The 18,360-nt window shown below is 43.2% G+C and carries 15 protein-coding genes and 2 pseudogenes; 4 read left to right on the top strand and 13 right to left on the bottom strand.

Going from position 1 to position 18,360, the window contains the following annotated elements; genetic code table 11:
• Positions 1-7: 7 nt before the first annotated feature.
• Positions 8-2,197: pseudogene (katG, locus tag FOC32_RS06435) on the bottom strand (catalase/peroxidase HPI).
• A gap of 298 nt (positions 2,198-2,495) precedes the next feature.
• Here katG and FOC32_RS06430 point away from each other — a divergent pair.
• Both FOC32_RS06430 and FOC32_RS06425 read left to right on the top strand, forming a co-directional pair.
• Positions 2,496-2,939, top strand: coding sequence for a thiol-disulfide oxidoreductase DCC family protein (locus FOC32_RS06430; RefSeq protein ID WP_034169855.1), 444 nt, complete (start codon positions 2,496-2,498; stop codon positions 2,937-2,939).
• 10 nt (positions 2,940-2,949) lie between these two features.
• Positions 2,950-3,339 (top strand): annotated as a pseudogene (locus FOC32_RS06425) (DoxX-like family protein).
• On the opposite strand, the gene FOC32_RS06420 reads toward FOC32_RS06425, so the two are convergent.
• Positions 3,329-4,384: an MBL fold metallo-hydrolase gene (locus tag FOC32_RS06420; RefSeq protein WP_104426640.1), complete on the bottom strand. Its 1,056-nt coding sequence runs from the start codon at positions 4,382-4,384 to the stop codon at positions 3,329-3,331. The pseudogene FOC32_RS06425 and the gene FOC32_RS06420 overlap by 11 nt on opposite strands.
• Before the next feature lie 411 nt (positions 4,385-4,795).
• Positions 4,796-5,734: a cation diffusion facilitator family transporter gene (locus FOC32_RS06415; protein WP_175966655.1), complete on the bottom strand. Its 939-nt coding sequence runs from the start codon at positions 5,732-5,734 to the stop codon at positions 4,796-4,798.
• Between the two features lie 131 nt (positions 5,735-5,865).
• On the opposite strand from FOC32_RS06415, the gene FOC32_RS06410 reads away from it, so the two are divergent.
• Positions 5,866-6,105 (top strand): hypothetical protein, encoded by a 240-nt coding sequence (locus FOC32_RS06410; RefSeq protein WP_104426642.1) that lies wholly within the window; start codon positions 5,866-5,868, stop codon positions 6,103-6,105.
• Positions 6,106-6,254: 149 nt separating this feature from the next.
• On the opposite strand, the gene FOC32_RS06405 is transcribed toward FOC32_RS06410, so the two are convergent.
• The 7 genes from FOC32_RS06405 to hcaE all read right to left on the bottom strand — a co-directional run bounded on the left by FOC32_RS06405 (position 6,255) and on the right by hcaE (position 12,754).
• Positions 6,255-7,163 (bottom strand): DMT family transporter, encoded by a 909-nt coding sequence (locus tag FOC32_RS06405; protein ID WP_005232387.1) that lies wholly within the window; start codon positions 7,161-7,163, stop codon positions 6,255-6,257.
• 286 nt (positions 7,164-7,449) lie between these two features.
• Positions 7,450-8,691, bottom strand: coding sequence for a 3-phenylpropionate/cinnamic acid dioxygenase ferredoxin--NAD(+) reductase subunit (gene hcaD, locus FOC32_RS06400; protein WP_005232389.1), 1,242 nt, complete (start codon positions 8,689-8,691; stop codon positions 7,450-7,452).
• Positions 8,692-8,695: 4 nt separating this feature from the next.
• Complete coding sequence (locus FOC32_RS06395; RefSeq protein WP_005232390.1) at positions 8,696-9,661, bottom strand: 3-carboxyethylcatechol 2,3-dioxygenase; 966 nt, start codon at positions 9,659-9,661, stop codon at positions 8,696-8,698.
• Between the two features lie 66 nt (positions 9,662-9,727).
• Entirely contained in the window at positions 9,728-10,543 is an 816-nt protein-coding gene (gene hcaB, locus FOC32_RS06390; RefSeq protein WP_005232393.1) for a 3-phenylpropionate-dihydrodiol/cinnamic acid-dihydrodiol dehydrogenase, read from the bottom strand.
• Between the two features lie 2 nt (positions 10,544-10,545).
• The gene (hcaC, locus tag FOC32_RS06385; protein WP_005232394.1) at positions 10,546-10,872 is read right to left on the bottom strand and encodes a 3-phenylpropionate/cinnamic acid dioxygenase ferredoxin subunit; all 327 of its coding nucleotides are present in this window, start codon (positions 10,870-10,872) and stop codon (positions 10,546-10,548) included.
• On the bottom strand, positions 10,872-11,390 hold the full coding sequence (gene hcaF, locus FOC32_RS06380; RefSeq protein ID WP_005232395.1) for a 3-phenylpropionate/cinnamic acid dioxygenase subunit beta: 519 nt from the start codon (positions 11,388-11,390) through the stop codon (positions 10,872-10,874). Before hcaF ends, hcaC begins: the two co-directional genes overlap by 1 nt.
• Positions 11,387-12,754, bottom strand: coding sequence for a 3-phenylpropionate/cinnamic acid dioxygenase subunit alpha (gene hcaE / locus FOC32_RS06375; protein WP_005232396.1), 1,368 nt, complete (start codon positions 12,752-12,754; stop codon positions 11,387-11,389). The genes hcaF and hcaE overlap by 4 nt, the downstream gene beginning before the upstream one ends.
• Positions 12,755-13,034: 280 nt before the next feature.
• Here hcaE and hcaR point away from each other — a divergent pair, with 280 nt between their 5' ends.
• Positions 13,035-13,943, top strand: coding sequence for a DNA-binding transcriptional regulator HcaR (hcaR, locus tag FOC32_RS06370; protein WP_005232397.1), 909 nt, complete (start codon positions 13,035-13,037; stop codon positions 13,941-13,943).
• A gap of 375 nt (positions 13,944-14,318) precedes the next feature.
• On the opposite strand, the gene FOC32_RS06365 is transcribed toward hcaR, so the two are convergent.
• The 3 genes from FOC32_RS06365 to dmpG all read right to left on the bottom strand — a co-directional run bounded on the left by FOC32_RS06365 (position 14,319) and on the right by dmpG (position 18,359).
• Positions 14,319-15,179, bottom strand: coding sequence for an alpha/beta fold hydrolase (locus FOC32_RS06365; RefSeq protein WP_005232398.1), 861 nt, complete (start codon positions 15,177-15,179; stop codon positions 14,319-14,321).
• A gap of 282 nt (positions 15,180-15,461) precedes the next feature.
• Positions 15,462-16,712, bottom strand: coding sequence for an OprD family outer membrane porin (locus FOC32_RS06360; protein ID WP_005232399.1), 1,251 nt, complete (start codon positions 16,710-16,712; stop codon positions 15,462-15,464).
• A gap of 627 nt (positions 16,713-17,339) precedes the next feature.
• Positions 17,340-18,359, bottom strand: coding sequence for a 4-hydroxy-2-oxovalerate aldolase (dmpG, locus tag FOC32_RS06355; RefSeq protein WP_005232400.1), 1,020 nt, complete (start codon positions 18,357-18,359; stop codon positions 17,340-17,342).
• Position 18,360: the final 1 nt, after the last annotated feature.

The following is an 18,360-nucleotide window of genomic DNA, read 5'->3' as shown; positions in this document are numbered from 1 at the left end:
GTTCAATTTAAGCGGCTTCACGTTGATGTTTAACATCATAACGGTCAGCGTTCATGACTTTGGTCCAGGCTTTGACAAAGTCACTTACAAATTTTTCCTTATTGTCAGCCTGAGCATAGACTTCAGAATAGGCAGGTAAAATTGAGTTAGAACCGAAGACCAGATCGACACGGGTTGCAGTCCATTTCAGGTCATGCGTTTGACGGTCACGGGTTTCGTAAAGATTTTCTTCTACCGGCACCCAGACATTATTCATATCCATCAGGTTCACAAAGAAATCATTGCTCAATACACCGACCCGATCAGTCAGTACGCCATGCTTGCTTCCACCATGATTAGCACCTAGGACCCGCATTCCACCAATTAATACTGTCATTTCTGGTGCTGTAAGTCCCATCAATTGAGTACGATCGACCAGCATTTCTTCTGGCTGAGCGGAGTAGTTCTGTTTTAACCAGTTACGGTAGCCATCATGCAACGGTTCCAGATCTTTAAATGAATAGACATCGGTTTGTTCTTGAGTCGCATTTCCTCGGCTTGGAATAAATGGCACCTGAATATCTACCCCAGCTTCCTGTGCTGCTTTTTCTACTGCGGCCGATCCGCCCAGTACAATCAGGTCAGCGATACTGACTTTTTTCTCTAGACCTGCCTGAATTTCTTCAAGTTTGTTCAGAACTTTATTCAAGCGTTCCGGTTCATTACCAGCCCATTCACGTTGTGGCTGTAAACGAATACGGGCACCATTGGCCCCACCACGATAAGTCCGTGCACTGTCCCAAGCGGTATTGATCAGCTCAAAGCGACTCAAGCCGCTATCCAGCAGTTTTTCTTTCAGGTCCGCAATTTCGCTCTCATTTAAGGTGTAATCTACTGATGGAATTGGATCTTGCCAGATCAGGTCTTCTTCCGGTACATCCGGCCCCAGATAACGAGATTTCGGCCCTAAATCACGATGGGTCAATTTGTACTAGGCACGGGCAAAAGTTTCGGAAAAATACTCCGGATCACGATAGAATTTTTCGGAAATTTCCCGATATCCCGGATCGATTTTCAGCGCTGTATCAGCATCGGTCATGATCGGATTACGGCACACATTGGTGGTATGCGCATCCAATGGGCGATCTTCTTCTTTAATATTGATCGGCTCCCATTGCCATACGCTGGCCGGGCTCTTTTTTAGCTCCCAGTCATAGGTCAGTAGCAGATAAAAGAATTCATTGTCCCAGCGGTTCGGGTTAGTCGTCCAAGCATCTTCCAGACCACTTACCATGGCATAGGCGGCATTACCGGTTTCTTCCGGGTTATTCCAGCCCAAACCCTGTAATTCGAGTGGTGCAGCTTCTGGCTCCGGTCCAAGTACATCTGCCTTATCATTTCCATGTGCTTGCCCGACGGTATGTCCACCTGCCGTCAGAGCGACGGTTTCTTCATCATTCATGGCCATACGGTCGAAGGTGGTACGCATATCCTGTGCGGTTTTTAACGGATCCGGTTTGCCGTCCACCCCTTCCGGATTGACATAAACCAGTCCCATTTGTACTGCAGCAAGAGGATTTTCCAGCGTATTCCGGTCTTCTTCATTGTTATAACGTTCGCGGGTCGCATCCAGCCATTTATGCTCTGCACCCCAGTAAATATCTTTTTCTGGATGCCAGATATCTTCACGCCCACCGGCATAACCAAAGGTTTTTAACCCGGCAACTTCATATGTGACCGTACCAGCCAGAATAATCAAATCCCCCAGGAAATTTTATTGCCATATTTCTTTTTCACTGGCCATAACAGACGGCGGCCTTTGTCGGTATTGACGTTATCTGGCCAGCTATTCAAAGGCGCAAAACGCTGATTGCCGGTATTTGCCCCCACGTCCATCCTGTTTACGGTAGGTTCCGGCCCGATACCAGGCGGTACGCACCATCATGCCAATATAGCTGCCCCAGTCCGCGGGCCACCAGTCCCGGCTGGAGGTTATCAGTTCTTTTAGATCCTGTTTAATTGCTTCCAGATCTAGTTCGCTAAAGGCTTTAGCGTAGTCAAAATCAGGGTCCATGGGGTTCGTTTTGCGGTCATGCTGATGCAAAATATCCAGATTCAGTGCATTGGGCCACCAGTCTATATTCGAGCCACCAGCGACAGTATGCGCACCTTGATAGAAGGGACATTTACTTGTGCCAGGTTGTGTAGGCTTATTCATGAAGGCTTCTCCAGCTTTATAGTTAACCTGCTTGTTTTTCCAAGCTATCTCCATTATGAGCTATTTCACCTTACTGGCTTTTTTACAGAGCTTAAAGATAGACTCACCAAACACTACAATCCTGATGCCAAGCCATAATATTGTAGTAGCCATCCAATTAAGAAAAGTTGATCACTCCCATTTTTATTTTCAAATGAGCCAAAGAATTTAAAGTGACGAACATCCTTGTTAAGAAGTTTTATATTGATGCTTGTAGCACTACACTATCAAAGCTATATCACAAAAAAGAAGTATAACGATGAGCAAAAATATTGAAGATATCATTCAAAGCCATGACATCATTTTATTTGATACGGTTTGTGTGATTTGTAATGGCTGGGCAAAATTTCTGATTAAATACGATAAAAAAATCCAGTTTAAACTGGTCTCTGCACAATCGGAACTGGGCACTGCCCTGCTTAAACACTACCAGATGTCGACAGAGCATTACACCACCATGGTAGTCATTAAGGATGGCAAACTTTATACCGAATCTACTGCTTTACCGAAGGTGATGCAGCATCTCGGTTTTCCATTTTCTTTGATGAATGCTGGCTATTTCATTCCACGTTTTATTCGCGATTTTCTATATCGTCTGGTGGCTTTAAACCGCTATAAGCTATTTGGCAAAACCGATTCTTGTCTGATTCCTTCTCACGAAAATAAATGCCATTTTCTGGAAGAGGCTGTCCGTGAATTCTGATTCTGTATTGATGCAACCGCTGCGTACAACCCAGTTTGCCTTAGCTGCACTCTGGCTGTATCAGGGCTTAGTTCCAAAAATTCTGTTCCAATCTACTGCTGAACTGTAAATCTGGCAAAATATGGGGGTTAGCCTACTGCTCGCTAAAAGCTTGGTAGGCTTATCTGGGTTGTGTGAGATACTGTTTGGTTTGTGCTTTTTAAAATGGAACAGATCCCTTCTATTACATGGTTTGAATATTGCTGGACTGGGCGGATTATTACTGCTGATCGTACTCACCGACCCTTTACAGCTTATAGCCGCCTTTAATCCTGTAGTAATGAATATCGCGATGCTGATGCTTTTTGTTATCGCCATTCAAATAATTCAACAAGAACAAAGAGAAGCCCTTAGACAATAATCCGTTTGCCTTCACGAATACAGTAAAACGGGTTAATCAGCTTGGATGAATGCTGGATAATATGCTGCAGTTCATTTTCAGGCTGGTCACGTGCTTCATCGGTGAGCTGGAAGGTTCGATAATGGATCGCCATTGAACAACGTGCCATTAAGTCCTGATGGGCATGAAAAGCATCTTCCGGATTCATGTGAATATTGCGCATCAATTCACGTGGTTCATAGGCACCGATCGGCAACAGCGCAATTCGTGGTGGCCCAAGGCGTTTTCGAATTTCCTTGAAATGCAGCGCATAACCGCTATCCCCAGCAAAATAGCAATGATCCTTGCCATTCAATAAGGAAAAACCGCCCCATAATGCACAGTTCTGATCGCGCATTCCACGTCCTGAAGCGTGCTGTGCTGGCGAATAGACAATCTGGATATCTTCAAAAAATGCATTTTCCCACCAGTCCATTTCAATGACATTATAGTCTTTAGGCAGGTACCAGCCATTGCCAAGACCAGTATAGATCGGCATTTGATAGGTTTGATGCAGCCAGGCCAAGGTCGCCAGATCCATATGATCATAATGGTTATGGCTGAGCAATACGGCATCAATATGCGGCAGCTCATCCAGGGCAATGCCAGCAGGAATAACGCGCTGTGGCCCTCGGGATGCAAAAGGACTGGCATATTCACACCAGACCGGATCAGTCAGAAAATTATACGGCCCGATCTGGATCAGAGCGGTGGCATGCCCAATAAACCAGATTTGCCAGTCATCTAAAGTGGCTTCCGGCCGGTTTTGTGGCAAGGCACGCGGACGTGAAAAAAAATCGGCACGTTCCTGTTCCAGATTCACTTCCCAGGTGCTGGATTTTCTGGTGAATAACCATTTATACAAGTCAAAGCGACTCTGCTCGAGCGAATGATGCTCCAGGTTCTTAAACCGCTCACCATCAAAATGATCGGAATGTAGATAATCAAATACCGGCTTGGACCAGAGATGTTTCCAACTGGACTCAGTCTCAAGCTGAAATTTTTTAGTCTTGAAAAGATCTTGCATAAATATCCACTATTTATTATTTGTTATATGCAAGACAGCATCCACCTGGAATTTTCAAACGGAGCATCTCTTTAAATCGCATACAAACTTATATACTTCGGTATTCCAGCATAGTATGAAATACGTGCCTAAGATTCATTTATGTTTTTGTTATTTTTAGCAAAACATCGAGCCAATGGAAAGACCAAAACCGATGAAAATCTTCTAAAAAAATAAATACTGGTGATCAAGTTTGTGCCCATTCTGCTTTCTAAAAAGACAGGAGAATGATCGATATTCATCCGATAATTCTCACTCCATACCTGACTGTACATGATTTCATGACCTAAATTTTTATCCCGTATTCACGTAATCACGCTTGATGCCCTTCTGACTATCCGACGAAAGTTAACTGCTGAAAACTTCATTTCCTTAAATACGACCTTGAGTCCGTTCCAGCCATACCGCTTTGGTTTGAGGTTTCACAAATAGAGTAATAATTTCTGGGTGTAGCTGTTTGATTTGCGCTTCAATCCGGTTAACGCAAGCTTCAATTTCATCAGAAGTCAGATCGTCTTTGAATTCCAGACTTAAGGAGGCAATTACCTGATGTGCACCCATTTGCTCGGTTAATACACCATTGGCGCTATAGACCGCAGCATCCTGCTGGGCAATGTTAAGTACATTTTCACGCAGTCTAGGATCTGCTGTTTCACCCAGCAATAAGCCTTTGGTTTCACGTGCCAGTAACCAGGCTGATACCGCCAACACGACACCAATCAGAATAGAGGCAGCACCATCCAGTTCAGGAATATTCAGTTGATGAGCCAAGAAAATCCCGATCAGGGCAATAAAAAGACCTACTAGCGCAGCAGTATCTTCAAATAATACGGTAAAGGTGGTCGGATCTTTACTACGTCTAAAGGCTTCGAAATAGCCCATCTTGCCTTTCATTTTACGGAAGGTTCTTAAAGCCACTGTCCAGGAGAATCCTTCACACAGAATCGCAATACCCAGGACAATATAGTTGATCATCAGATCCTGCATTTCTTCAGGATGAATGATGTGCAGGATGCCTTGATAGATGGATACAATCGCACCCAGTGCAAAGACCATCAAGGCCACAATAAAGGCCCAGAAATACAGTTCACGGCCATAGCCAAAAGGATGTTGGGCATCTGGGCGCTGCTCTGCCTTTTTCATGCCGTAAAGAAGCAGAATTTCATTTAGAGTATCGACCACCGAGTGAATCGCTTCACTGAGCATCGCAGAACTATTGGTAATATAGGCTGCGACGAATTTGACCAGTGTAATAGCGAGGTTGCCAAATAACGCTGCATAGACCACAATTTTATTAGATTCAGATGACATTCAAAGTTGTCCTAGTTTTTCCTCAAACAGATGGATCTATTTGATTTTTCATTTTATCTCTTTGCATCTTAATAAACTGCTGACATAAATTGTTTATTGTTTTGTTGTTCTCATTTTTAATCGGAAACTTCATGGCTGTGATTGTCCTTACTTCTGCCGATCGGCATCCTCAGCTCCTAGAACTGTGGGAGCAATCTGTCCGGGCTTCGCATCATTTTCTGAATGACGAGCAAATCATGAAGATTCGCCAGCAGATTATCCAGCATGGTTATTTTGATCAGGTGCAACTGTTCCATGTGGAACATCAGCAGCAGATTCTGGGTTTGATGGGTATACTGAACAAAGCTAGCAATACTGTTTATTGTGTCTGATGCGACTATCCTTGACTTAAAGCCTGGATTTGAGCTTATCTGCCGTTCTCAAAGGGATAGAAAAGACATCCCTACCCGGTTCTGCATCAAAAACCAGAAAGGAAGCCCTAGCTTCCTTTCTAAATATTTTTTAATTTGAGTAATACGGCTTAGGATTTAGAAAAATACTGCTCTCGCCACTCTTTCCAAAAATACATCACGATCCCAAACATCACAATCACGATTCCGACAAACGCATTTGAACTAATATGTTCGTTGTTCAAGGTTGCCCCTAGCACCAGGGCAATCACAGGTGTCATCACGTTGCTGAGTGACACTGTCGAGGCTGCCAAACGACGAATCAGCCAGAAGTAACACAGCATCGCCACAATCGAAGACAGGATCATGGTAAAACTAAAGCCGAATAGCGCCTGCATACTTGGCATTTGTGTTGGGAAAGATTGCCAGATAAAAGGAATGATTAGTAATGATCCCAATGAAGAGACAATCAAAGAACCGGTGGCTTGGGACATCGGTTTTAATGGCGCATTGATCTGTTTTACCCAGAAAATCGAGCTGATATAAGACACCATACTAATCAGCATCAGGACCACGCCCCACGGATTCACTTTACTATCTGCTGACTCCGCAAAGACAAAACTTAAACCACCGACGGCAACAGCCATACCGAGCCATTGCAACCAGATTAGGTGGTTAGTTTTCAGGATGACATGCCCAATCAGGCCAGCAACCAGTGGTGAGAAACCGAAAATTAAAGCCATTAATCCAGAGGTCAAATAATTCGCCGCCAGATAGATAAATAACTGTGCACCGATCAGGTTTAGACTGCCTGCTACATAACTCATCATTGAGGTTCGATCGAATGGCAATGGATTACGCATGGCAGCCAAGATCACCAAAGCCAGCACAGAAGCACCGAAATAACGAATGATCAGCACCCACATCGGATGAACTTCTGCAACGCTCCAGACGATCGCCAATGGCGTCGCTGCCCAGATCAGCACCAGCAAGGCATAAATACTTGCCGTCACCAGCATGGGAGATGAATTTGAATTCATAAAGGACTCAATTAAATTTTAATCAGAAAGAATTGAACTAACTTCTCGCCCAAATTCACAATCAACAATACTGATGGAGGCAGGGACGCCGCCGCTAAACTAGGATATAGGGATATATCCTCAGTTTAGCAAAAGATTTTTGTTACTTTTCATCTTTGAAAAGTAAGCCAAACCTACACAAAGCCATTTCAAATCACAATGGAATGTAAGGTCATGACAGCACAATCTGACAGACATAAAAAAGCAGACCCAGGTTGCCCGAGGTCTGCCCTTTTGTAAACTCAGATTACTTCACAAGTTTACGAAGATCCTGGCTGAGATCTAAATATTTATCTGCTTCAAACGCTGCATTCTTGCTGATCAGTTTTTTCAGGTGACGCATTTCTTTTGCCGCATTTACAGTGATACCGCCAACAATAACGCCATCAGTCACACCAAACATCACGAATGATGATTCAGCGCGAAGCTCTGGATTGATTTCACCACGAACTTGCCATTCAGCAGCCGCCATGTCACCCACGAACTGGTAGTTGATGTCCAACTGATCTGTCCAGAACCAAGCTGGATTAGGCGTCGGATGCTCAATGCCCATCACATGGCGCGCAAAGATCCCTGCTTGCAGGTTGGCATTTTCCCAAGTTTCGACACGACGGTGGTTACCACAGTCACGTAATTGAGTTGCCACATCACCTGCCGCATAAATGTCTGCATTTGAAGTCTGGCAGTTTTCATTCACTTTAATCGCGAAATCAACATCCAGGCCAGCTTCTACAGCCAATTGTGCATTTGGCACGATACCGATACCATAAACTACAGCATCAGCACGAAGCTCTTCACCACCCTCAAGGGTAATCACAACTTCTTCACCGTCTTGATTTTGTTCAAGTCGGCAGTCTGCAATCTTGGTTTCCAGACGAACATCGATACCTTCCAAACGTTGTTGTTCTAACAGGAACTCGCTCAGAATACGTGGCGAACAACGGCCCATGACCATAGGCCCCATTTCGATCACAGTTACTTGGCATTCTTTGAAACGTGCAGAAGAAGCCAGTTCCAGACCGATCACGCCACCCCCAATCAAGACAATACGACGGCCTGATTGCAACACAGGTACTAAAGCTTGTGAATCTTCAAGGTTACGCAAGGTATAAACGTGTTTACCCAGCGCATCGAAGTTTGGCAGACGACGTGCTGCGCCGCCAGTGGCAAGCAACAGTTTGTCATAAGCAACAACGTCCCCATTTTGAAGTTCAACCGTTCTCACTTCAGCGTTGATTTTTTTCACGCCATTGCCACGAATGGTTTCTACACCAAGTTCCGCCAGTTTTTCTTCTGACAGAATTTCAATCTTGGTCTCTTCAGGTTTTAGAATCACGTCTTTAGACAGTGGTGGACGCTCATAAGGAAGATGCGTTTCATCACCGATCAGAATGATTTTACCTTCGTATTTGTTGCCACGAAGTTCTAAAATCGCGCTTGCACCTGCCTGGCCAGCACCTACAATTACGATGGTTTCGATGTTGCTCATGTCTTTAACCTTTTAACTCTGCAGATACGATGCCGAAGCCCGCAATCCATTCACTGATTTCTTCATAACAGTGCGTTGTCATTTCGTACTCACCCATTTCGCTTAAGGCAGCGAAGGCAGCCATCCAAGAACGGACTTCCTGACCACCACGACCACCATCACGGCGGATTTCAGCTTCAGTCATCGCTTCTAATGTTGCAAAATCAGCATTCTTGAAGGTTTCCAGCAGGGCAATATCCCATTCAGCATTCAAAGGCACGGCAACTGACGTATCCCCTGCTGCCAGCTTTTGACCCACTGCAATAATTTTGGATTGACGTGCATAACGTGCTTCAGGCGTTGGATAACGGCCTGCAATCAGGAACTCTTCCACTTCTGGTGGTACAGCACCCATTTGCGGTGTAGGTGGATCATGTGACAGACCACCGGTACCTAAAACAAGCACACGCTCGTTTTCAAGGTTTAAAGACTTGATGTATTGACCCACAGCACGGCCTAAAGCGATGGTACGCTTGGTAGTTGGCATCGGTGCTGCAGCGCCATTAATAAAAATTGTAATCGTTGGATAACGGTCAAGTTTGCCTTCACACAGGAAATGTAAGGGCTGAGTCACACCATGGTCGGCTTGCATGCGATAAGAATATGCAACGTCCACACCCTCATCGAGTACACGGCGAATCAAAGCCAGTGCTTTGTCTTCTGGCACATCAATGTGGTCATTGTCTTTACCATAGTCCCAGTCCCCTGCAGCCCTCGCGCGGATCCCCACGCAGAAACTTGGCATCAGGTCATAGAAGAAACCATTAAAATGGTCAGGGCCAAAGGTAATGATCAGGGTTGGGTCGTAAGCTTTTACTTCAGCCGCCAGTTTTTCAAACGCTTCACGAACAGCCTGTTCTTTGCGTTTTTCTTGGGGTGAAGCAAATTCCATTAAAGGACTGTGCGAAGCACAAATAAGTTTAACGGCCATGAGAGACTCCTTAAAAGGAAGGCAGCCAAGAACAGGCTGCCGAAAAGTCCATTTCAGACTAGATTTTTATTCATCAAAGAAACCTGCACGTGGTTGACGTAAACCACGGATGCCCAGGCCGCATTCTGCGTTAATCAGAACACCAGTCAGCGGGCGGTTATTTTGACGAGATGCTAAGAGCACGTAGGAACCAGTCATGTCTTCAGGTTCAGGTAAGAAGTTCAGTGGCATACCACGGGCGATTTTCTCAGGATCACGTGCATCGAGCAGACCAAGATTTTCCTGACCCAAAGATGCAGCACCTTTGATGTTCACATTCATACCTGATGGCGCAACGGCATTGACTCGTACTTTAGGTGCAAGTTCGTAAGCCAGTTCTTTCATAATGCCTACACCCGCATGTTTTGATGCAGTGTAAACCGGACCGCCACCTGCAGAATACAATGCAGAATTTGACAGTGTGAAAATGATCGAACCTTCAGATTTAACGAGCTCATCCAGTGCAGCTTTCGCACCTAAAATCAGAGATTTGGTGTTAATCCCCATAATCTCATCAAAGGCTTTTTCCAGCTGCTCACCTGAAGTATTGACGATATCGGCATAGTGATCCCAGATACCAGCATTACCCACGAAACAATCGAGTTTACCGAAACGTTCTACAGTTGCTTGAACAGCACGAACGTTATCTGCATAGCTGGCTACATCACCTTCGATCGCAAGAACTTTTCCACCGAAGTGTTCATTTAATGCATCTACTTTAGCTTTTGAACGCTGAAGAACGGCCACTTGTGCGCCCTCTTCCAGGAAACGTTCTACGAGTGCCCAACCGAGACCTGAACCACCACCAGTGATCAGTGCAACTTCGCCTTGTAGCCAACCCATGATTACTCTCCTGCCATCTCTACGTATAACGCACCATCTTCAAGTACAACTGGGAATGTTTGAATTGGGTCAGTTGCTGGTAAGCAAAGTGCCTGACCGGTTTTCAAACAGAAACGAGCTGAATGTAATGGACATTCCACAGTACCGTCATCTTCAAGGTAACCTTCAGACATAGAAGCATTACCATGACTGCATTTATCGTTCATAGCGAAGAATTCACCGCCATTGTTAAATACAGCCAGCGCATCGATACCGTTTACGCCACAATCCACTTTTAATGCTTCGCCTTCGTCTAATTCGTCAACTTGGCAAACAAAAATCTTATTCATTAGAAGAACACACTCAGGTTATGTGAGTTATAGGTAACTTGGTCAAGCATGATCTTACGGTTGAAAATCTGGAAGCCTAGGCCACCTTCAACTTTACGGATCTTGTCATGACGTTTACCACAGTAGATAACCACGTCTTTCTCTTTTTGCGTACGGTACAATAAATATGTCACGTACACGTCGTATTCGCCTTCAACCTCAGTCGACTCAACAATCACGTTGCTCACCATGTGAGTGGTACGTGATGGAGGCTCTTCAGCCCAAGCCATACCAGTTTCCAGACGTGCAACACGACGTTCCAGAAGATCTTTCGTATCGTTGAATACCCAGGTAGTAGGTGGTTCAACTGAACGACGACGGTCACGCGTTTGAGCGTTTGGTGTAGTACGTAGCGTGTAAGAGATATCTTCAGCTAGCGTGTCTAACCATTCGCGGAATTTCCAGTCATCAAGAAGCTTGGCTTCTTGATATAGGAACTGACTAATTTGGTGATGAAGTTCTAAACTGATTTGACTCATTTCATAAGCTCCTTCTCATATTCGTCAGCCGCAGCTTCAACGTCTTCCCATTTTTCATGAATCAATAAATCTGCCCAGCGGCGGTACATACCACGTGCTGCAGTTTCAGAGAAAATATAGTTCGTGATACCCGGGATACCATCTTCACGTACTTTCTCGTTGCCTTTACCCATTTCCATAATGAGTTTGTTTTGACGCGCTTTATAACCACGTAAAACTTTTTGGATCTCAATCCAGTTTTCAGAGTCATCTTGCTCCAGGAAACCGGCTGGACCAAAGGCACGCGTTGCAGAACGTTCAAATGCTGCTTGTACATCTTCTGGTGCGTCCGCATCACAGATACAGAATGCCCAAACTTCAGTTTTGTTTGGACCACGTGGGTGCCATACACGAAGCGTTGCAGTACCGTTCAACCAAGACAATGTAGGGAACATGGTGTTGTGACCCGCTAAACGAAGCGCACGAGTTTCACCTAGGCGTTCTTTCACTTCTTCGTAAGTTTCACGGAAGTAGTTCGCTACTTCACCGTCCACCCATACGTTTGCATCTGGTTTCTCTGTGAAGAAGAAGCCTGAACCGTGACCGCGTGAACCGTATTGGATCGCGTCTTTCGCAGTTTCCCAAACTGGACGAGCAGTTTGTGCAGCACCTAATTTCTTAGAAGATTCATCGTCTGGTTTTGCACCCAGCACCTGAATTGCAGATGCGTGAGAGAACAACGCGTGGTATTGGTCAGATGCGAACTGTTCGGCTGCAAATTTCCAGTTACAGTCGATTTCCCATTTGTGTACACCACCCACGATCACAGTACCGCCTTCACGACGATCTACAACACCGTCCAGGTACCAAGCGATATCGCCCATGTATTCTTCTAGGTCAGGTGTGGTTTCATCCCAACAAGCGAATACCAAGCCTTTGTAAGACTTCACACGATTAACTTCAACCAGACCCCATTGCTCTTTACATGCACCATGTGGGTAAGCACGCTCTTCAAGCGGGATGTCTTTTAGAGAACCGTCAATACCGTATGACCAGCCGTGGTATGGGCAAGTGAACGCACGTGTGTTACCACAGTCTGCGAAGCTTACGCGCATAGAACGGTGACGGCATTGGTTTAAGAATGCTTTGATTGAGCCGTCTTTTTGGCGTGCCACGATGATTGGATCTTCACCCATGTAGGTATTGAAGAAATCGCCAGCCTTAGGAATTTGACTTTCATGGCAAAGGAATAACCAGGTACGACCGAAGACACGTTCAAGTTCTAATTCGTAAATGTCAGGATCTGTATAGATAGATGGCGTGATACGTCCATTTTGTGCATCGACTAAAGCGTCGATTTCGCGCACATCAATTTTTCCACTCATGAAAAGCTCTCCTGTGACCAGATATGGCACAAAGTAATAGACTCAACTTTTCAACGATGATGGATTTTTGAGTGAATTTGCGGAAATATTTTTTTTGTTTTGATTAATAGTTTTAAGCAATTATTCTAGGCGTGTATTTTTATATTAAAACACTAATCAATCCCTCCAAGGCATTTACTTTCTAAATGACAAAATAATCTTCACGACATAGTTGCTTATAGATTATACTCTTCTGAAATTATAGTAAGACATTTTTTGGATTACTCGACGGACTGATGATATGGAATTACGACACCTCCGCTACTTCATTACTGTGGCTGAAGAACTCAACTTCAGTAAGGCAGCACTCAAACTTTACACGGCTCAGCCATCACTTAGTCAGCAAATCAAAGATTTGGAAGAGGATGTCGGTGTCAAACTGCTACACCGTACCAAGCGTAAAGTCGAACTGACCGAAGAAGGTGCTGTATTCCTTGAACAGGCCCGCCTAACGCTGGCACAAGCCGACAAGGCGATTGCCATGGCGCGTCAGGTCTCACAAGCCAAGCAGCAAATGCTGCGCATCGGTTTCGTCCCTGTCGCAGAGATGAAAATCTTCCCGTATATCCTGCCAAATCTGCGCGTGCAAAACCCTGATTTAAAAATTGAATTGCTTAGTCTGAATAATAATGAGCAAATGCGATTATTGAAGAAAGGCGAACTGGATCTGACCTTTACCCGTCACAATTTCCATAGCGATGAAATCGAAAGCCAGTTTGTGATTCATGAGCCATTGATCTTCATTTTGCCAAAAGATCATCCTTTAGCAAAATACGATCGAATTCCAGTTAAATTACTGAATGGTATAGATTTTATTATTCCATCTGCAGAACAGTCACAGACCCTGCATCATACTATTCTGGATTTTGCCAAAGCCAACGGAATTGAATTTAATGTTGTCCAAAAGGCGGATAATATTCTGTTCAATATCAACTCGATTGGTATGGGCTTGGGCTGTACCATCCTGCCAGGCTATATCGCACCATTGACCATGAACAATACCGTGATCCGCCCGCTGGATGTAGAACTTCCCTTTTTAAATCTGTATGTTAGCTATCGCAAGGATACTAATTCAGTCGCAGTGAAGAAGTTCCTGGAACTTCTGACTCGCGTATTCTACCTAGACATTAACCGCGACGAACCACATTAATTTTCTATTCTTATAGCAGCACACGTAATTTCCTCTGAGAATACGTGTGCTTTTTTGTTTTTATTTTTTCTAATCAAAATTTCATTTTATATTCATTTTTCCTATAACAGACCACATCTAGCTTGGCTTCCAACATCTCCGACCATGGCTTATTAGGTTTAATTTTTGCTCAAATTAGGCTTCTTTTACAACTTAAGTCTAATAAGAAGTCTAAGGCCCATTTTAATTTTTGAAATTCTGATTAATAGCTAAAAAGCATTAAAAATGTTTAAAAAATTCACTGAATGAAATGGTGTTCATTTGGCAGCTGTAAATCTAATATTTTAGAAAGAAAAAAGGATGAACGAAGCCATCCTTTTTTAAACTGAGTACGACTTATTTTACGCCGTGTACAGCCAGGTAGTTTTTGATCACAGTGTTGAACTCATCTGATTTTTCAACTTGAGACCAATGACCACATTGACTGAAGATGTGTGCATCAGCATTTGGCACGATGTTCAGGATATCCCAAGTACGAGAAACCGGAATCACCACGTCTTGAGTACCATGAATCAATAATACAGGTACAGTGATGTCTTTCATTTTTTCGAAGTCTAACGGGAATTCGAAACGGTCACGGTCACGTGCGCCCACTACATCCATCAAACGGTTTGATGCATAGTCATTTGCAGCAGAAGCAAAACGTACTTTAACCAGTTCGTCAGTGATCAGGTCTTTGTTCACCACGAACATAGACAGGGTTTTCTTGATACCCTCTTCAGTCAGAACAGGGTTTGCGTGTGCTTTCAGCGCAGCAGTCTGTTTTGCACCGCCAGTACCCATAGATACGATACCTAGAACACGTTCAGAATAATCAAGTGCCATCTGGAATGCCAACCAGCCACCCAGAGAGTTACCCACTAACCAGGTTTTTTCGATACCTAAAGCATCTAGAGTACGTACGGCATGATCCACCCATGCACGAATACCATAAGCAGTACCTGGTGCAACCACAGTTTGACCATAACCAATGGTATCGATTGCGATACAACGTGCTTGTTCACCAATTGAAGGCAGGTTTAACCACCAGTTTGCAGCAGCAGACACACCCGTACCTGAACCGTGCAGGAACAGAATAGGCGTACCCTCACCAATTTCATGGTAGTGAGTCAACTCACCTTCTGCAGTTTCAATCCATTTGTCTTCTAAGCCGAAGAAAGGATCTGTTTTATAATCAGGGATTTGAACAGTGCTCATCATGATTCCTCTTACAGTTTCTTGCTTGCGTGTTCCTCGATGACGAGAACTCGACGTCAAGTTGACTCATTAAAAATGATCTTTTTACAGTCTTATATTAACCGCTCTACTGTCTTCAACTGATATAAAATTACGCTTGCATACTACAAAAAATATATTATTTAAGTATTTGTTTTAACTAATTATTTTAAATTTAAAACACTGTTTAATTTAAGGTTTTGACTAGATTCTCAACTCAAAAAAAGCAGCCAGAATACTGACTGCTCTTAAAATGCGCTTAAATTAGAATTTATGAGTATAAGTTGTCGCTACGCGGTATTCCTGAAGATCTGGTTTAGTAGGATTTGCAAAATTTACATCAATATACATCGCTTGGATGCCTAAACCTTTTAACTTACCCTCTGGAACAGTGTAATTCGCAATCAGATTTAGCTCATCAGTATTAAAGTTTTGATCACCTGATTTAGCATCATAACCTTTGAAATAAACTGCAGTTGCGTTTAATCCTTTGGCACCCATTTCAGAGAAGTCATAGCCATAAGAAACATTCCATGACTTTTCTTCTGGTGCAGTAAAGGTTGCAACGCCCCAGTTCACCAGATAAGGCTGCGGCACCCAGCCACCAAGTGTTGGAAATGCAGTAGCACCAAACATTTGCTGATAACCCAGACCTACAGTATGCGCACCATGATTAACTTTTGCCCCTACTGACAGTGCCTGATTATCAATCTCACCATACAGTTTGTCACCTGACTCCGAGTTATCAAAATAACGCACATGGCTATCTAATTTGGTTTTTTCACCGAGCGCAGTTTTGTAATTCATACCTAAGTAATGCTGTTGGTAGATATCTTGAACATCTGCATACCAATAACTTGCACCCAACTCTTTTGTTAGTTGATGATCTACACCAACAATCCACATACCATCTGATTCAGCGCCATTATCAAATTGTGGTGGATTAAATTTAGTTAAATCACGGAATTGATTATCATAACGATTGTTAATCTTATCAATGTAAGCCACAGTGAATTTAGTATCTTCCAGAATATCCTTAGATTCTAACCAGGCACCGCTATAAGTTGTTAACAATTGACGTGATGGATCAAACACTAGAACTGGCGACACAGGTAATAATTCACCTACTTTCAGTTCAGTTTCCGAAACCTTAGCTTTTAAGGTTGCACCAACTTTTCCAAAATGATCCTTTGATTCTTGGCCATCATGCGGTAAAACCCAATCCGGATTCTGATCACGACCTTTAAGTTTGACTGCATGTTGAACTAATACATCAACACCGACCTCAACACCAGCACCGATATCATGGTAACCAGATTTGGCATCTAGAGTAATCCCTTGTGACCAAGAACCCCAGTTACGTGATGAATAGTCATCTTGATACTGACGGTCTAGATAAAAGTTTTTAAATTTGAGTTGAACATTGCTGTCGTCAATAAAGTCTGCATTCGCTGCAGTTGTTCCTAAACTTGCTATTGCAGCAAGCATTGCTATCCATAAGTTTTGACGACGCATGGCTTATTCCTAGTAATCAAATTAAGCTATGCCGCTATCATGCTCAACTCTAGTTTTTTTAAAAATCCGACTACAGTATTAAAATTTTTCTATTAATCTCTATAGATAGAATAAGTATGCTGAAATTTGAAAAAGACTTATATTTATAAACAATTAACTAAAATAAAAAATTAACCAGATAATCAATATAAATCCATGTTTTCTCTTATATAAATAGCCATTAGACCTCTTGCGAAAGTATCGTTTTACCTAATTTTTGAATTGGCTAAAACCTTATAAATTGTAGCTTTAGGCTGTTTAAATTTTAACTAACGCAAGAAGTCTATTATTTTTTTATAATTTAAAAATAACTTTTTATTTATCGTTTTTATGTTTAAGGAAATGTGCATGATTATTTTCTTAAAATAAATAGTAATAATTAAAATATCTTATTCCATCATTTTAATATCTTATTCATTAGACCTCTTGCGAAAGTATCGTTTTACCTAATTTTTGAATTAGCTAAAACCTTATAAAATGTAGCTTTGGGCTGTTTAAATTTTGACTAACGCAAGAAGTCTATTTTATTCCAATAAATAAAAAGCGCCCTTTCGGACGCTTTTTTTTAAAAAATTTAGCTTTTAACTATTAAGCTTGAAGCTCTTTCGCTTTAGACATAGTCAATGCCAAATCTTCAATCATATCTTCCTGACCGCCAACAGTACCACGACGACCAAGCTCAAGCAGAATTTCACGAGCAGATACGCCATATTTTGCTTCAGCACGTTTAGCAAACAGCAGGAATGAAGAATAAACACCCGCATAACCTAAAGTTGCAGCATCACGGTCAGCACGGATCTGATGAGTCATCATTGGAATGATCAGATCTTCTGCAACGTCTTGTACTTTAAACAGGTCAACACCAGTTTCCATTTGCATACGATTTGCAACCGCAACAAACAGTTCAAGTGGCGTATTACCTGCACCAGCACCTAGACCGGCAGATGCCAAGTCAACACGTGTTGCACCGGCTTGAACCGCTGAAACAGAGTTGGCAACACCCATACCTAGGTTATGGTGACCATGGAAACCGATTTCGATGTCTGAATCCAGGTTAGCACGTAAGATACCTACACGGTCAGTCACGTCTTGCGGAAGCATGTAACCCGCCGAGTCAGTCACATAGATACAGTTTGCACCGTATGACACCATTTTTTGTGCTTCTTCGAGCAGTTTTTCTGGAGAAGCCATATGTGCCATCATCAAGAAGCCCACAGTGTCCATACCCATTTTACGCGCTGCAGTAATGTGCTGTTCAGAAACATCTCCTTCAGTCGAATGTGTCGCCACACGAATGGTTGCCACACCTACATCATGCGCCATTTTCAAATGATCAACTGTTCCAATACCTGGCAATAACAGCGCAGATACTTTCGCCTGTTTCAGGTTTGGAATCACTGCTTTCAGGTATTCTTCATCAGTTGCAGCTGCGAAACCGTAGTTTACAGAGTTACCGCCAAGGCCGTCACCGTGTGTGACTTCGATTAAAGGTACACCTGCATCATCCAAAGCAGTTGCAATCGCAACCATTTGCTCAGGTGTAGTTTGATGGCGCATTGGATGCATACCATCACGTAAAGTCATATCATTAATAATAATCTTAGACATG

The sequence above is a fragment of the Acinetobacter sp. FDAARGOS_724 genome (assembly GCF_013364475.1).
GTDB classification, from domain to species: Bacteria; Pseudomonadota; Gammaproteobacteria; order Pseudomonadales; family Moraxellaceae; genus Acinetobacter; species Acinetobacter variabilis.
Note: the sequence above shows the minus strand (reverse complement) of the source record. Positions and strands in the feature narration are given on the sequence as shown.

Coding starts and splice junctions, on each gene's coding strand:
- FOC32_RS06430 (WP_034169855.1), top strand. CDS start 2,496: ATGAGCAAAAATATTGAAGATATCATTCAAAGCCATGACATCATTTTA.
- FOC32_RS06420 (WP_104426640.1), bottom strand. CDS start 4,384: ATGCAAGATCTTTTCAAGACTAAAAAATTTCAGCTTGAGACTGAGTCC.
- FOC32_RS06415 (WP_175966655.1), bottom strand. CDS start 5,734: ATGTCATCTGAATCTAATAAAATTGTGGTCTATGCAGCGTTATTTGGC.
- FOC32_RS06410 (WP_104426642.1), top strand. CDS start 5,866: ATGGCTGTGATTGTCCTTACTTCTGCCGATCGGCATCCTCAGCTCCTA.
- FOC32_RS06405 (WP_005232387.1), bottom strand. CDS start 7,163: ATGAATTCAAATTCATCTCCCATGCTGGTGACGGCAAGTATTTATGCC.
- hcaD (WP_005232389.1), bottom strand. CDS start 8,691: ATGAGCAACATCGAAACCATCGTAATTGTAGGTGCTGGCCAGGCAGGT.
- FOC32_RS06395 (WP_005232390.1), bottom strand. CDS start 9,661: ATGGCCGTTAAACTTATTTGTGCTTCGCACAGTCCTTTAATGGAATTT.
- hcaB (WP_005232393.1), bottom strand. CDS start 10,543: ATGGGTTGGCTACAAGGCGAAGTTGCACTGATCACTGGTGGTGGTTCA.
- hcaC (WP_005232394.1), bottom strand. CDS start 10,872: ATGAATAAGATTTTTGTTTGCCAAGTTGACGAATTAGACGAAGGCGAA.
- hcaF (WP_005232395.1), bottom strand. CDS start 11,390: ATGAGTCAAATCAGTTTAGAACTTCATCACCAAATTAGTCAGTTCCTA.
- hcaE (WP_005232396.1), bottom strand. CDS start 12,754: ATGAGTGGAAAAATTGATGTGCGCGAAATCGACGCTTTAGTCGATGCA.
- hcaR (WP_005232397.1), top strand. CDS start 13,035: ATGGAATTACGACACCTCCGCTACTTCATTACTGTGGCTGAAGAACTC.
- FOC32_RS06365 (WP_005232398.1), bottom strand. CDS start 15,179: ATGAGCACTGTTCAAATCCCTGATTATAAAACAGATCCTTTCTTCGGC.
- FOC32_RS06360 (WP_005232399.1), bottom strand. CDS start 16,712: ATGCGTCGTCAAAACTTATGGATAGCAATGCTTGCTGCAATAGCAAGT.
- dmpG (WP_005232400.1), bottom strand. CDS start 18,359: ATGTCTAAGATTATTATTAATGATATGACTTTACGTGATGGTATGCAT.